This window comes from Halomonas sp. BMC6, from assembly GCF_964204995.1.
GTDB lineage: Bacteria > Pseudomonadota > Gammaproteobacteria > Pseudomonadales > Halomonadaceae > Vreelandella.
Genome location: NZ_CAXNSH010000001.1, coordinates 1368448 through 1383950 on the forward strand (window position 1 = coordinate 1368448; position 15503 = coordinate 1383950).

Here is a 15503-nt window from a genome sequence, read left to right on the forward strand (position 1 = left end):
GGCAGCAAATGTTGCGCCATTATGGAAATCCTGAGTGCTTTGGTCAACTATTGCGGGAGGCACTGTCCTCCGCCGCTGTATCGCTACGCTCCTGGGCGGCGCGGCCAAGCCCGGGGCAACCGGTGTCGTTTTCCTCCAGAATATCGGCAAAGTCTTCATCCCGCAGGGCGGGGAGCTGGCCGTCGCGGTAGTTGGCGTCCAGTTTGCGCAGCGTCGAGCACATGCGTTCGATACGCTCGTCCACGGCGTGCATGTGATCGAGCATGGCCTGCATCGAGCGCGCCACGGGGTCGGGCATGTCTTGGCTAACGCCATAAGCATCGAAGCCAAATTTCTGGCAGATGGCTTCACGGCGGGCCGGGTCGACGTCCAGCGCTTCTTCCACATCCGGGTCGGCGCGTTTGACGATTTTGCCGGGAATGCCCACAACGGTGGCGCCCGCTGGCACTTCTTTGGTGACCACCGCGTTAGAACCGATCTTGGCCCCGGCGCCCACGGTAAATGGCCCCAATATTTTGGCCCCAGCACCGACGATGACGCCATCTTCCAGCGTAGGGTGGCGCTTGCCTTTGTTCCAGCTAGTGCCGCCTAGCGTCACGCCTTGATAGAGCGTGACGTTATCGCCCACTCGGGCGGTTTCGCCAATCACCACGCCCATGCCGTGGTCGATGAAAAAGCGTCGCCCGATGGTCGCGCCCGGGTGAATTTCGATGCCGGTCAGCCAGCGGGAGAAGGTCGATAGCGTCCGTGCCAACCATTTGAAGTTCTTGTTCCATAGCCAATGGCTGCAACGGTGCAGCAGTAAGGCGTGCAGGCCAGGATAGTTGGTCAGTACCTCAAGAAAGTTACGTGCCGCAGGGTCGCGGTCAAAAACGCTATTGATGTCTTCACGCAGGCGTTGAAACATGGGTGATCCTTGGGCGATAGGGGAGGCGGCAGCAATACGGTATTGGAATTGGTTGAGTGCAAAGCGGCAATCGATAAGGCGATGTTGGGGCGCGTCGATGTAACTTCAAGTTTAGGCCATGGCCGCTTTGCTGGCGCCTTTTGCGACGAGGGCGCCGTGACGGGTTAGTCGAGTTTGTCGCGACTCTCTTTATTCACACGCTGCGTCTCGCTCTGTTGGGCGGCCTTTTCAGTCGCCGAAAGAATGCCGCGTAGAATGTTCATTTCCATCTTTTCGGGCCGTGACCGCAGGTAGAGGCGGCGCAAGCGTGCCATGAGCTGGCGCGGCTGGGCAGGATCGTGAAACTCGATGGCGATAAGCGTGCGCTCTAGGTGCTCGAAGTAGCGCTCGAGCTCTTCGTGGGTCGCCCGCTCGTCGTTGTCATCCGCCACCTGGGGGGCATCGGCCTGGCTAAGCCATGCCATACGGCACTCATACGCCACCACTTGCACCGCGGCGGCAAGGTTCAGCGAGCTAAATTCCGCGTTGGTGGGAATATGCACGTGGGCGTGGCAGCGCTGCAGTTCGGCGTTGGTCAGTCCACTATCTTCACGGCCAAATACCAGCGCCACGCGGGCGTTGTCGGCTTGGCACTCGCCCGGCAGGCGCTCGGCCAGCTCCCGAGGCGAGATCATCGGCCAGGGCAGCGTGCGCGAGCGAGCGCTGGCGCCCACTGCCAGGGTGCAGTCGGCCACGGCATCTTCCAGTGTGGCGTGCACCGTGGCTTGGTGCAGTAGGTGGTCGGCACCGGAGGCGCGGGAAATGCTGTCTTGGGTGATCACGTCGCAGCGAGGCGCGACCAAGGCGAGATCCGCCAAGCCCATGTTGTGCATGGCGCGTGCCACGCCGCCAATGTTGCCAGGGTGGCTGGTGCCAATTAGAACGATTCGGATGCGCTCAAGCATAGTAGGCCCGCTTCAAATGCGTAAAGCGCGCAGTTTAGCATGAGTCGATGGCATGCCCGAGGGGGCTCTGTTAGAATTGCCCGCCAAAAGGCGTATGGCGCCTGACCCGTTCTTTAACATCACTGTGACAAGGCCCGATCATGAATCCGATGGTCCAATTTACGCTGCGCGCGGCGCGCGGCGCCGTTGAGCACTTTTTACGCGTTCGCGAACGCATCGAAAACGCCCATGAAGAATTCAACCTCGACCGCTTGCTAGAAGACACGGCACGCAAAGCCGAGGCGACCATCGTTCAGCAGCTGCAGCGCGGCTATCCGCAGCACGGCTTCACCGGCCGCTACACGCCCCATAAAGCGGGCGAAGGCGAAGGGGAAGATATCGTGTGGAAAATCGAACCGCTGCACGGCTACTCCAACCTGGCGGTAGCCGGTAAGGGCTTTGCACTCTCAGTGGTGTGTCTCGTTAAAGGTCGCCCCGAGCACGCGGTGGTGATCTCTCCTTTTGGTGATGACGAATATATCGCCAGCCGTGGCCGCGGTGCTCAGCACAACGACAAGCGCATGCGTGTTAGCAAGCCCACCGCGATTCCTGCGACCCGCATGGCGATGAGCTTGCCGGAAACCTGGTTGCGTCCGAGCCATCTCCCCGCGTACCTGACCATTACCCAACAGCTCGCCCCGCAGGTAGAGTCGCTGTTGGCGACGGGTAGTGGTTTGCTGGATATGTGCGAACTGGCCGCTGGCCGTGTCGACAGCGTCTTCGTCCTGGGGCTCGAAGAGCAGGACATGCAGGTCGGAACGCTACTGTTGAAAGAAGCCGGCGCGCTGATGGGTACCCCGGACGGCAAGCCGAGCGTGAATGCCGAAGGCCAACTGATGGCCGCTGGCCCGCGTCTCTACAAAGCATTGATCAAGCAGCTGGCGCCGCACTTTTAATCACTGGCGGCGCGGTCGCGCTGCGTAGTGAGTGGTGAGTAGTGAGTAGTCAATAAAATGGTAGTAAAAAGGCCCTGCCGGGGTTACCCGGCAGGGCCTTTTCGTTGGCTGCTTTTGAGTGCTTACGGCAGCTCTTCTTCCTCTTCATCCACCTCTTTCTTAGCGGGAATGAGATCTTCCCGAGAGAGCTTCAGCGGAATCAGCAGGGCACCGGAGATATAGATAGACGAGAACGTGCCCACCACGATGCCTACCAGCAGAGCGATGGCGAAGTTTTCGATCATGTCACCGCCCAGCAGCAGCAGCGCCAGCAGCACCAGCACGGTGGTGCCTGACGTGGCCAGCGTACGCGACAGCGTGGCGTTGATCGCTTCGTTGAAGATTTGCGACATATCGTCGATACGCGACGTGCGAATCGTCTCGCGGATGCGGTCATACACGACGATGGTGTCGTTCAGCGAGTAGCCGATGACTGCCAGGATCGCGGCCAGTACCGTGAGGTCGAAGTCGAGCTGGAACACGGCGAAGACGCCTACCACGATGATGACATCGTGCAGCAGAGCCAGCAGGGCGCCGAGGGCGAACTTGTACTGAAAGCGGAAGGCCACGTAGAGCATGACCACGCCCAGGGCCACGAGCAGCCCCAGGCCGCTCTGATCGCGTAGCTGGTCGCCTACCTGGGCGCCCACGAACTCGGCGCGAACCAGATTGACGCTATCGCCGTTGCCCCGCAGCAGATTGACGACTTCGTTACCCACATCGCCGTCGAAGGCTTGCTGTAGGCGAATCAAGACTTCGGTCGACGCGCCAAAGGTTTGCACCGACACATCTTGGAAGCCGCTGTCTTCCAGCAGTTGACGAATGGCGTCCAGAGACGGCGCGGCGCCGTAGCGGACTTCCACCAGGGTGCCGCCGGTAAAGTCCAAGCCCAGGTTGAGCTGCTGGAACACGATGGCACCAATCGAGACGATCAACATCACGGCGGAGACGATGAACGCTAGGTTGCGCCGCCCCATGAAGTCGATGCGCAGTTGGGATAGGGGTTTCATGACCACCTCTTAAATTCTGTGCTGAGCGCGTGTTGTGATCTCATCGATATCAGATCCACAGCTTTTTGACGGGCTTGCCACCATAGGCCAAATTGACCATGGCACGCGTCACCATCAGCGCAGTGAACATCGACGTCAGGATGCCGATCGATAGCGTGACGGCAAAGCCTTTCACGGGCCCGGTGCCAATCGAGAATAGAATCACCGCCACCAGCAGGGTGGTGATGTTGGCATCCACGATCGATGTGAACGCCCGCTCGTAGCCCGCGTAAATGGCCTGCTGAATCGACATGCCGTTGCGCAGCTCTTCACGTATCCGCTCGAAGATCAGCACGTTGGCGTCCACCGCCATGCCTAGCGTCAGGACGATACCGGCAATGCCGGGCAGGGTGAGCGTCGCCCCCAGCATCGACATCACGGCCACCAGCAGTGTCAAGTTGAGCGCCAGCGCGATGTTGGCAAACACGCCGAACACCTTGTAACGCACCAGCATGAACAGCACGACCAGCAGCAAGCCGATCTGAACCGATAGCAGGCCGCGTTCGATGTTTTCAGCGCCCAGGCTGGGCCCGATGGTACGCTCCTGAACGAAGTAGATCGGCGCAGCGAGCGAGCCTGAACGCAGCAGCAGCGCTAGCTCGGCGGCTTCGGTAGGGGAGTCGAGGCCAGTAATCCGGAAGCTGTTACCCAGTGCGCTCTGAATGGTCGCTAGGCTAATCAAGCCGCGTTCGGTGTAGGGATCCCGAACGATGGTCTCTTCGCCGGTTTCCGGGTCGACCTCGATGCGATCTTCGCTCTTGTGCTCGATGAACAGCACCGCCATGTTGCGGCCAATGTTGGTGCGCGTAGCGCGGTTCATCAGCGTGCCACCGGTGCCATCCAGGTTGATGTTGACCTGGGGGCGACCGTTCTCGTCGAAGCTGTTGCTGGCGCTGGAGACGCTGTCACCAGTAATGATCACATCCCGCATCAGCTCCGCTGAGCGGGCCGGGTCGTTACGAAACTCGAAGCGTTCGGTTTCGGCATCCGGTGTATCGTTGCGCGCTTCTAGACGAAACTCGAGGTTGGCCGTCGCGCCCACGATCCGCTTGGCGGCCACGGTGTCCTGTACGCCGGGTAGCTCGACCACGATTTGGCTCGGCCCTTGGCGCTGTACCATGGGCTCGGCCACGCCCAGCTCGTTCACGCGGTTGCGCAGCGTGGTCAAGTTCTGGTTGATCGCGTAGTCCTGGATTTCGTTGACCGTGACATCGCTCAGCGTCATGACCAAGCTCGAAGCGCGGCCATCCCCTTCGTTGGTGTACTCGAAGTTGGGGAAGTCGCGGCTGATCAAACGACGGGCGTCGTCGCGGTCTTCGGCGCTGGCGAAGTCGATCGATAGCGAGCGTTCGTCGATGGTGGTGTTGCGGTAGCGAATACGCTCACTACGCAGCAGTTCGCGCATGGCGCTGGCGTTCACTTCGAGGCGCTGGGTCAGCGCGGCGTCCATATCCACTTCCAGCAGGAAGTGAACGCCGCCGCGTAAATCGAGGCCCAGCGTCATCGGAGAGGCCGAAAAGGCTTGCAGCCAGCCTGGGGTGGCATCGGCAAGGTTGAGTGCAACGGTCGCGTTGGGACCCAGCACGTCTGCGGCGATATCCCGCGCGTCGAGCTGGTCATCGTCGCTTTGCAAGCGAATCAGCCACTGGCCGTTGGTCTCTTCAACGGCCTTGACGGCGATGTCGCGCTCGCTGAGCGCTTCTTCAACGCGGGTGATTTGCCGTTCATCCAGCGCGTCGCCTTGGGCATCGCTCACCTGAATGGCGGGATCTGCGGGGAATAGATTGGGAAGCGAGTAGATAAGGCCAACCACCAGGACGACCAGTATCAGCAGATACTTCCACAGGGGGTAACGGTTGAGCATGCAAGCCCTGCCTTCAATTACAAACGGAATCGCTGTGCACAGACAGGCTGCGCACAGCAACGTTCACCATCGACGCTACCATGTCACCCCTGCCGGGGTGGCTGGCACTGGGTCGGCAGGGGGAGAGTGCAAGCGTTAGATGGACTTAATGGTGCCTTTAGGCAGTACGGCGGCAACGGCGTTTTTCTGCACGTTGACTTCGGTACCTTCAGAGACTTCCAGGGTCAGGAACTCGTCGCTGACTTTGGTCACGCGGCCAACCAGACCGCCGCCGATGACGACTTCATCGCCCTTGGCAAGGCTAGAGACCAGCTGCTTGTGCTGCTTGGCGCGTTTGGCTTGCGGACGCCACAGCAGGAAGTAGAAGATCAGCACGAAGCCGACCAGCATGACGATTTGCGCGATGCCACCGCCAGCAGCGGCTTCTTGGGCATGGGCTGGTGAGATGAAGAAATCCAGCATTGCAGGGAACTCCTGGGTTAGAACACTCAATGGGTGAGTGAGTTACGCCACCCGCAGCGACGGGCGGCCATAAAGGGATTAGGTAGTAGCGCCCGCAAGGGGGGGCACAGGGAGGCCGCGCCTTGCATAGAAGCTTTCCACAAAGGTCGTCAATGTACCCGCTTCGATTGCCGCGCGCAAATCAGCCATCACCCGCTGGTAGTAGCGTAAGTTATGGATCGTATTGAGCATGGAGCCCAGCATTTCGTTGCAACGATCCAAGTGGTGCAAGTAGCCACGGGAGAAGTTCTGGCAGGTATGGCAATCGCACTCTTCATCCAGCGGGCGGGTGTCGAAGCGGTGCTTGGCGTTGCGAATCTTGACGGTGCCTTCGGAGGTGAACAGGTGGCCGTTACGCGCGTTGCGCGTGGGCATCACGCAGTCGAACATATCCACACCGCGACGCACGCCTTCGACGAGATCTTCCGGCTTGCCCACGCCCATGAGATAGCGCGGGGTGTCGTCCGGCATCCAGGTGGGCAGGTAATCGAGTACCTTGATCATCTCTTCTTTGGGTTCGCCCACGGAGAGGCCGCCGATGGCGAGACCGTCGAAGCCGATCTCCAAAAGCCCCTTGAGCGAGCGCTCACGCAGCTCAGGGTGCATGCCACCCTGAATAATGCCGAACAGCGCCGAGGGCGAATCGCCATGGGCGTCGCGGGAGCGCTTGGCCCAGCGCAGCGACAGCTCCATGGATTTTTCGGCCTCTTCGAACGTGGCCGGGTAGGGCGTGCATTCGTCAAAGATCATCACCACGTCAGAGCCCAGCGAGCGCTGCACCGCCATGGACTCTTCTGGCCCCATGAACACTTTGCTGCCATCCACCGGCGAGCGGAAATGCACGCCCTGCTCGGTGATCTTGCGCATTTCACCCAGCGAGAACACCTGGAAGCCGCCGGAGTCGGTGAGGATTGGCTTATCCCACTGGGCAAAGTCGTGCAGGTCGCCGTGGGCTTCGATCACATCGGTGCCGGGGCGCAGCCACAGGTGGAAGGTATTGCCCAGAATGATCTCTGCGCCGATCTCTTTGACCGACTCGGGCGTCATGCCCTTGACCGTACCGTAGGTGCCGACCGGCATGAACGCGGGGGTTTCCACCGTGCCGCGTGGGAAGTGCAGGCGGCCACGGCGCGCGCGGCCATCTTCGGCGAGGCGCTCGAAGCGCATAAAACATTCGTTTCGCATGACAGTCACTCGTTGATCGATCGGTAGGCGCGGCGGTTAGCGGGTCAGCAGCATGGCGTCGCCATAGCTAAAGAAGGCGTAACGCTCTTCGACCGCCGTACGGTAAGCCTGCATGATGTGCTCATAGCCCGCGAACGCCGACACCAGCATCAATAGGGTGGATTCGGGCAAGTGGAAGTTGGTGATGAGAGCATCCACGCAGCGCCACTCATAACCGGGATAAATGAAGATATCGGTGTCGCCGCTGAACGGCGCAATCTGGCCATCGCTGCTCTTCATACAGGCGCTCTCCAGGCAGCGAACGCTCGTCGTCCCCACGGCAATCACGCGCTTGCCAGCGGCTTGCGTCTCGCGAATCTGCTGGCAGGTGGTCTCTGTTACCTCGATCCACTCGCTGTGCATGTGGTGTTCGAGGATGTTATCCACCCGCACCGGCTGGAAGGTGCCTGCGCCGACGTGCAGTGTCACGAAAGCACTGTTGATGCCTTTCTTGGCCAAAGCATCCAGCAGCGGCTGATCGAAGTGCAGCCCCGCGGTCGGTGCTGCGACGGCCCCGTCACGGCGAGCGTAGACGGTTTGGTAGCGCTCGCGGTCGCTCAACTCGTCTTCCCGGGTGATATAGGGCGGCAGCGGCATATGGCCGTGCTTTTCCAGCAGCGCGATCATCGGCGTCTCGCCTAAAAAGCGCAGTTCGAACAGCGCATCGCGGCGGCCTTCCACCACGGCATGAATGTCGCCTTCGAAAATCAGCTCGGTGCCCGGCTTGGGCGACTTGCTAGAACGAATATGCGCCAGCCCTCGGTGGCTATCCAGCGGACGCTCCAGCAGCATTTCCACCTTGCCGCCGCTGGCCTTGTGGCCGTGCAGGCGAGCGGGAATCACTCGCGTGTCGTTGAACACCAACAGGTCGCCCGGTTCTAACAGGTCTAACAGGTCGGGAAAGCGGCGATGGGCCAGCGCACCGCTTTGCCCATCCACACACAGTAAACGGCAATCGCTGCGCTGTTCGGACGGATAGCGGGCAATTAGCTCATCGGGTAGCTCGAAATGGAAATCCGCACGCTGCATGTGAAGAAGCTCTTTTCAGTGGTCAAACAAGCCGCCTAGGATAGCGCTTTAGGTGGATAAAGTCAGTCGATGTGATTGACCTAGTGGGTTATCTACGTATAATGCGCATCCATTGCCGGTGTGGCGGAATTGGTAGACGCAGCGGATTCAAAATCCGCCGCCTTTACGGGTGTGCCAGTTCGAGTCTGGCCACCGGCACCAAATTCAAGGGCCTAGCGTTTATCGCTAGGCCCTTTTTTTGTGCCTAACATTGACGTCGGTGGACGTTTTTGTCCGTGATGATGCTTTTAATCCTGTGAAGCCTTGCATTACCCCGCCTTTTTACGGGTTTATTTCCTGCCTCTTTGTGAAATACTTGAGCCTATTTATCTAATCGCCTCTTGTCATCCACGATTGATGAGGGCGCTAAGGCGGCCAACGCCTGTCTTTCATAAAAACGTTTGGCGCAACGCGCTTGCGAACCTTCAGTGGAGATGTGCTCAATGGCGAAGTCATCAGCCGATATGCTTAAGTCAACGCAACCCGGCGTTATGAGTGGCCACCTGCTCAACGGTGTCAGGGTCAGCGCCCAAGAGTCTCACCGTGATTGGGACTTCTTGGCCAACACGCGCGACGACGTAGTGCGTATCGACGTACCGGCTGATCCCCAAGAGCGCATGGCGTTCGTCCGCCGCTGGATGGCGAAACATCAAAAAGCCCTGAAACAGGGCGGTATGGCCGCCACCCTCGTGCTGCCACTGATGGCGCAACAGGCCCTGGCGGATCAAATGGTCGCCGTCAATGATCTGCAAGGCGTGGCAGAAGTGATTCGCCAGCCCAACGGCAGCCTGACCCTCATCATGAACAGCGGCCAGCGCATTGATATTGCAGCCGCCGATGTGGCCTTGGAAAACGGGCGAGTGGTGGTCGATGTCGACTCCCTCATGGAGCTATTGGGCAACGACAGTGGCCTATTGGTACCGCTGAGCCAACTTCCCGACGTGCAAACCTGGGAGCGACTGCCCGACGGCAACGTGATGGTCACCCGTGCCGACGGCACGCAAATGGTCATTGAGCGCGGCGCGCTGGTGCAGCAAGGCGATTTATTCCTGATCAGCCCTAGCAATGCTCTGCAGCAAGGCATCGCCAGTGGCGAGGATTTCGGCAGTTTGTTGTTTGTGCCCAGCGCCTCTTTCGCCACCGATACCTCAAGCACCAGCAGCTTCCCTAGCACCGCAAGCAGTAGTAGCAGCGAGCCGGTCAGCTCGTTTGGTGACATTCCGCCTTGGCTCTATATAGGGGGTGGTGCCATTGCCGTGGGGGCTGCCGCTGCAGGCGGTGGAGGCGGCGGTGGCGGTGGTGATGCTGGCCCGGCCACTATTAGCGGCTATGTGGTCGATGGCTATATCTCTGGCGCGACCGTCACCCGGGCCGTAAATTCGAACCAAGTCACCACCAATGACGATGGCTTCTTTAGCGGTCTGCAGGGCAGCGGTATCTTGACCGCGACTGGCGGCGTCGATATTGCTACGGGTCTACCATTTACCGGCGTACTACGGGCCCCTGAAGACGCGACGGTCATCACACCGCTGACCACGCTGATGGTGCAGCTATCGGCTCAGTTTGATGTCAACGATGCTGCATCGCAAACCATAATTAAAACTGCGTTGGGATTAGATGAACGTTTTAATCTGCTGATTACTGATCCATTGGGCGAGGACGCTGCTAGCGTTGAGTTGCTTGTCTCGAGTGTTAAGGTTGCTGGCTTGATGGCGATGGCCGACAGTGCAGGCATTAGCAATAGCGACGCGCTGTCACTTCTTGCCAACGCACTCAACCAAGCTAACGAGGCGAATCGTGAGCTAACTAATCAGCAAATGGCTGATGCGTTAGGGCTGCCCTCTATTGCAGGCCAAGTGAAGCAGGCACTTGATGCTATTGATAAAGCGGGTGCAGACGTCAACTTTGATGCTTATCGAGACGGCGATAGCAACCCTCTTCGCAATGCCCAGCAAGAGGTTCAAAACCCTAACAGCGATCTCTCTAAAACGATTGACACTCGCGCAGATCTGCCATATCTCACGATGCAAACTGCGGTTAATCTTGCGCAGAACGGAGATCTCCCCAATCAATATTTGATCAACCCAGGCCAAGTGTTTTCTGCGGGCACATTAGGGTTGACGGTTGCTGCTGACCGCCTAGCGCTTGTAGAGAATATCCTCTCAGGTGATTACGATATTAGTACTGCGCCTATCGAGCTGTCTGAGATCTATAACTGGTCAATTCGCGCCAGCGTCGAAGATGTGCTGGTGACCGGCGGTTTGGAACGCCCCGCCGTTTTAGGTGCTGAACGTGTTACGCTAACGGATGACACGATCCGACCGGATCAATTCGCAGATCTGAATACGCTGGATAACTTTATACTTGGCAGTACCGTGGTGCCTTACACACTTGAAGAGGCGTTGCAAACGGCAGAAATGCCTGAAAATTACACACTAGATCCAGAAACACCATTTGTTAGCAGTGAATTAAGCCTGCAAGAAGCGGCAGAGCTTATTGACGAAGCAAGGTTATTAACGGATCGCGCCCTGAATGCCGGAGATGATGGTTTAACACGTGAGATATTGTTGGATTGGACCATCCTCGACAGCTTTGACAACGTGATTGGCGCTTCCAGTGCAGATCCGCAGCTTAATGAAGCTCGCCGTGTTAGCGTTACTGAAGCCGTCATTACCCCAGCACAGTTTAAGCAGCTTGATGCATTAGATAATTTCGAGCTAGGTGCCACAGAAGTAAACTATACGCTTGCACAAGCCCTTGAAGCAGCTCCGCTAGCTAGCAACTACATTATTGAACTCGATGCTCCCTTTAATACAGGTACTGTAACCGTCGCACAAGCAGCTTCGTCTTTTTTGAATGTATCGCGTGTTTTAGAAGGTGCTAACAATCAACCTCCTCTTATGCTATTCCAGTGGTCCGTTAGTGATAGCGCCGATGCTATTATAGCGGAGCTCAATGATAATCATGTGACTGGTGCTGACCTCATCACAATTAGTGATCGTTCTCTCACCTTTGATGAATTTAACCAGCTCAATACGCTGGAAAACTTCCAGCTTGGCGATACCGTTGTAGGCTATACCTTATCGCAAGCAATTTCTGCCGACACGCTTGCTGATAACTATGAAATCGCCGAACAACCGCCTTTCAATGCCGGCAGTGTTAGCGTGTTAGAAGCAGAAGAAACGCTCGCAAAAGTAGAGAACATCCTGTCAAATGCGGTAAATCCACAAACGTCTAATGTTGATCAACTCTTCAATTGGACAGTGCTTGATACAGTTGACGCTATTTTGGGTGTGGGTGACGTTGATCACGTACTACGTGCCAATGCTGTCAACGTTAGCGATAGCATGATTACTTTGGAGCAGTTTGAAGCCCTATCAGAACTTCAGAGTAACTACGTGCGCACTGGCGAAACTATCGAGTACACGCTTTCAAGCGCCATTACCGCTGATAATAATGGTTCGTTGCTCAATAATTACGCGATCAACTCAGAAGAAATTCGCCAAGGTGGCGAACTATCAGTAACAGACGCACGTGATCAGTATGCTCAGATTGATACGTTAGTGGAAAATGCTGAAAACAGTGAAGAGCTGCGCGAAAACTTGCCGTTTAGCTGGATAGTGCAGGATAACGCTAATGCCATTATTAGCGATATTGCTGGCGTTCATGTGACTCTGGCAGATCAAGTGCGTGTCACCAATACAGGGATTAATCAAGCTCAGTACGAACGCTTGGTGATGCTTGAGAATTTTGAGCTGGCTGCAACCGTGGTTCGTTACACCTTAGAGGGGGCTGTTAGTACAGAGTTTGAGCTAGCAGGTAACTATCAACTTACGCCTGACGTGTATAATCCTGGAGCGCGTAGCGTTGCTGATGCCAGCGTAGAACTTGCTCGTGTTGAAGACATTATAAGCGGGGCTAGCAACGTCGACCAGTTAGATGCTGACGCCCTGTTTGATTGGGTCATTAACGATACTGTTGAGGCGATTTTAGCCGTTGAACAAGGCGCGTCATATATTGCGCGCGCTGATGAGATTCGTGTTACTGATCAAGTGGTTACGATTGGAGAGTATGCTGCACTGCTAGCGATTGAAAGCAATAACGACGGCTATCAGCGTGGCGGTGAGCAGGTGGAATATACGCTAGTGCAAGCGTTTTCTGGGGATGTGGTAGAGAATTACATCATTAGTGCTAGCGAGCTGTTTACCCCGCAGCCACTGACCGTGCAGTCTGCTATTAATGACCTGACAGTTGTACGCCAATTGCTGGAGAATGCTGAAAACGAGCTTGATCTCAGCAGTGTTTACATGTGGAGCGTGCTCGACAGTTACGCCAATATCGATGCGCAGTTAAGCGTTAATCTGCCAGACGGTTTGCAGCTTGCGGATACGATTCAAGTTACTAATCCCGCATTAACAGCTGTGCAATATGAACGGTTGGATGCGGCACTGGAAAACTTTAGTTTAGGTGATACTACCGCAGTAACCTATGCTGATATTAGCGATGCATTACGCGCCGAACAAGCGGATTTACTCGCCCCAGTGGGGCGTTTTAGCCTGTTGGATGATGCAGCTGCTCTGGTAACGACCTTAACCGTTTCCGACTCTGCCGATACATTAGCAAGTATCCGTACAGTATTAGAAGCAGCTGATGGTCTCGAAAATAACAATGAAACTGTTCAAACTCTGTTTAACTGGACGGTAAGCGATACAGCGGACAACGTTATACAAGCGCTCAATCAGGAGCATGTCACTCTAGCTGATAATGTGGTGCTTACAGATAATCAAGTTACTTACTCGCAGTATCAAGCGTTGATGACCCTAGGCAATTATCAATATGCCGATGATCCTATTGAAGTGCTGTATACTTTAGAAGAGGCATTAGATGTCATTGACAAAGAGGGTGTCGAGAGTCTCAATAAAGACCCTGGTGATGATAGTGTAGGTTATCGCATTGCTGATGAAGAACTGCCTATCGGCATTTTTACTGCTGCCGACGTTAAACCTTTGGTTGATAAAGCGGAGTCTGCCTTAGCTAATGCTAATACACCTACGCCCGCAGTAAACTCACTTCTGAAGTGGACGATTGTAGATGCGGTAGCTGCCCTGTTAGAAACACAGGTTGGCACCGAGTTTCCGCAGCATATTACCGACGCGCAGCAGGTTTCGGTGAATGATAATATCTTGGCAATTGCTGACTTGCAGCGATTGCAACGGTTAGATAACTTCGAGCTTGGTGATACGCCAGTTCGGTTTATCTTAACGAGCAACTTAACTTTGAGTCAGATTGAAAGTATTTCTAATAGCTATGAAATTACCCCCAATAGTGGTGAGTTACCAAATTTTTCATTAACCACGGTTGCCGATGCACAAGCTCGATACCAGTCGGTTCAAGCGATTGTTGATGGTGCGCTAAATAGCCGCAATGTTAGTGTGGAAGCGCTTCAAACATGGAGTATTACTGGTGCTGAGGCGACTAGTTTATTGGCGGCGAGCGGCGAAGCATGGGTAACGGGCGCAGATGCGATTAGCTTAGACTTGGCGTCTGGTGAACTGCTAAACGCTGATCAGTATGAGGCGTTTGTTGCGCTAGATAACGTGATGCTCGATGGCGTGGAGGTGGGTTATTCCTTGCAAGATGCTGTTGTTTTTGTAAACGCTGGAGGAGTGTTGCCTTCTAGCTCAGATGAGCGCCCAGGAGGCTATCAGCTTTTAACTGACCAGCCTTTTAATACCTCCCCGTTAACGGTGGCTGAAGTTGAGCAGCTTTTAACAACAGTGACTTCTGTTATAATTAATGCAAGTAATGAGGTTGACTTAGAGCGCGATAATTTGCTGAGCTGGATTGTAGAAGATGATGCACAGCAGCTGATAGACGCTATCGATAGCAGCGCGTTGTCAGCAGCGAGTAGTGTACGCGTTAATGCTAATGAAATAGGTTACCAAGATTATGAAGTGCTGAATGAGTTAAGTAACTTTGAGCAGTCAGAGCTGGTTGTTACTTATCCGCTTGGAGCTCTTGTCCAGCGTGTTATCAGTGGGGCGGATGCTCCGGAAAATTACTCGCTGGTGACAGAGCAAGCATCTTTTCTCGATGCAGGGTTGTTGGATGTTCGCGCAGCCAAAGAGCTATTTGACACCGCAAGTGCGCTATTAGATGGTGCTGTAAATAGCGATGTGCCTCTTTCATCATTGACGTCTTGGGTGGTGCAGGATACTTACGAGAACATCTATACTCTCAATGTGGCCGATAATGGAGGGACGCCGGCAGATTTTCTAGTTAATGATGCTGCTAGTATCGTTATTATAGATGACCCGCTAGAAAGTGATGATGAGCAGGATCTCAATATTACGTTTACTGTGAGTGGCTACACTCATCAGCCTGGTGCACTTCCCGGCGGCAGCATCCCCCAACTCTCCAAAACGTTTGCCATTAATGGACAGCCGGACGGTGAGGTTGATCTCATTACTGATTTCCGGGTGGGGGATGCTCCTGGCTTTGATCAGGTATTTATTGACCTGACAGCAGACGAATTCGCATCACTTCGTGGAACCACGCCAGGGTTTGTGAAAGATCCCATAAACGGAGCGCTTGGCGCGGAGGACGCCTTCGCTGTCTTCACAACCGAGAGCTTTGCGGATCTTACGTGGCTTGATCAACTTGGCTTAGAGGATGAAGAGGTTGTTTATCTCTTGGCTAATGAAGACGCGAGCGGAGAAAATGCCCAGTTATTCCGCGTTGAGGACATAGGCACTGAGTTCGATACGCAGGCGCTAGCCAACTTCGAAAACCTAGATATCAATAACTTCCTCGACGATAACTGGAACACCAACTACTCCATTTCCTAATGCATGACTAGGCAAAGCCCAGGCAGCCTTCCGGCTGCCTGGGCTTTTTGCTGTTCTCCTCGTCATCACTCCCTGTCTAGCAACGCTCAGTCGCGTGTATCTATTGTTGAATCCCGCCAAGCAT

The 15503-nt window shown here is 55.6% G+C and carries 9 protein-coding genes and 1 tRNA gene; 3 read left to right on the plus strand and 7 right to left on the minus strand.

Going from position 1 to position 15503, the window contains the following annotated elements:
• Positions 1 to 43 precede the first annotated feature (43 nt).
• Together cysE and trmJ are read right to left on the minus strand one after the other, a co-directional pair.
• Positions 44 to 925, minus strand: coding sequence for a serine O-acetyltransferase (cysE, locus tag AB6K10_RS06550; RefSeq protein ID WP_302476126.1), 882 nt, complete (start codon positions 923 to 925; stop codon positions 44 to 46).
• Positions 926 to 1071: 146 nt separating this feature from the next.
• Positions 1072 to 1851, minus strand: a complete 780-nt coding sequence (gene trmJ / locus AB6K10_RS06555; RefSeq protein WP_339118226.1) for a tRNA (cytosine(32)/uridine(32)-2'-O)-methyltransferase TrmJ — start codon at positions 1849 to 1851, stop codon at positions 1072 to 1074.
• A gap of 140 nt (positions 1852 to 1991) precedes the next feature.
• On the opposite strand from trmJ, the gene AB6K10_RS06560 reads away from it, so the two are divergent.
• Positions 1992 to 2786 (plus strand): inositol monophosphatase family protein, encoded by a 795-nt coding sequence (locus AB6K10_RS06560; RefSeq protein ID WP_159341196.1) that lies wholly within the window; start codon positions 1992 to 1994, stop codon positions 2784 to 2786.
• Between the two features lie 122 nt (positions 2787 to 2908).
• Here AB6K10_RS06560 and secF read toward each other — a convergent pair whose 3' ends face one another.
• The 5 genes from secF to queA form a co-directional block, all read right to left on the minus strand.
• A complete protein-coding gene (gene secF / locus AB6K10_RS06565; RefSeq protein WP_159341197.1) occupies positions 2909 to 3835 on the minus strand; it encodes a protein translocase subunit SecF in 927 nt (308 codons plus the stop codon).
• 49 nt (positions 3836 to 3884) lie between these two features.
• Positions 3885 to 5738, minus strand: a complete 1854-nt coding sequence (gene secD / locus AB6K10_RS06570; protein ID WP_159341198.1) for a protein translocase subunit SecD — start codon at positions 5736 to 5738, stop codon at positions 3885 to 3887.
• A gap of 135 nt (positions 5739 to 5873) precedes the next feature.
• Positions 5874 to 6200, minus strand: a complete 327-nt coding sequence (gene yajC / locus AB6K10_RS06575) for a preprotein translocase subunit YajC (protein ID WP_159341199.1) — start codon at positions 6198 to 6200, stop codon at positions 5874 to 5876.
• A gap of 78 nt (positions 6201 to 6278) precedes the next feature.
• A complete protein-coding gene (gene tgt, locus AB6K10_RS06580) occupies positions 6279 to 7424 on the minus strand; it encodes a tRNA guanosine(34) transglycosylase Tgt (protein WP_253019020.1) in 1146 nt (381 codons plus the stop codon).
• A 36-nt stretch (positions 7425 to 7460) separates the two neighbouring features.
• A complete protein-coding gene (queA, locus tag AB6K10_RS06585) occupies positions 7461 to 8492 on the minus strand; it encodes a tRNA preQ1(34) S-adenosylmethionine ribosyltransferase-isomerase QueA (RefSeq protein ID WP_339118227.1) in 1032 nt (343 codons plus the stop codon).
• Between the two features lie 114 nt (positions 8493 to 8606).
• Between queA and AB6K10_RS06590 the strand changes: the two genes are divergently transcribed.
• Positions 8607 to 8693, plus strand: a tRNA-Leu gene (locus AB6K10_RS06590).
• Between the two features lie 281 nt (positions 8694 to 8974).
• Positions 8975 to 15379, plus strand: coding sequence for a calcium-binding protein (locus AB6K10_RS06595; protein ID WP_339118228.1), 6405 nt, complete (start codon positions 8975 to 8977; stop codon positions 15377 to 15379).
• Positions 15380 to 15503 lie beyond the last annotated feature (124 nt).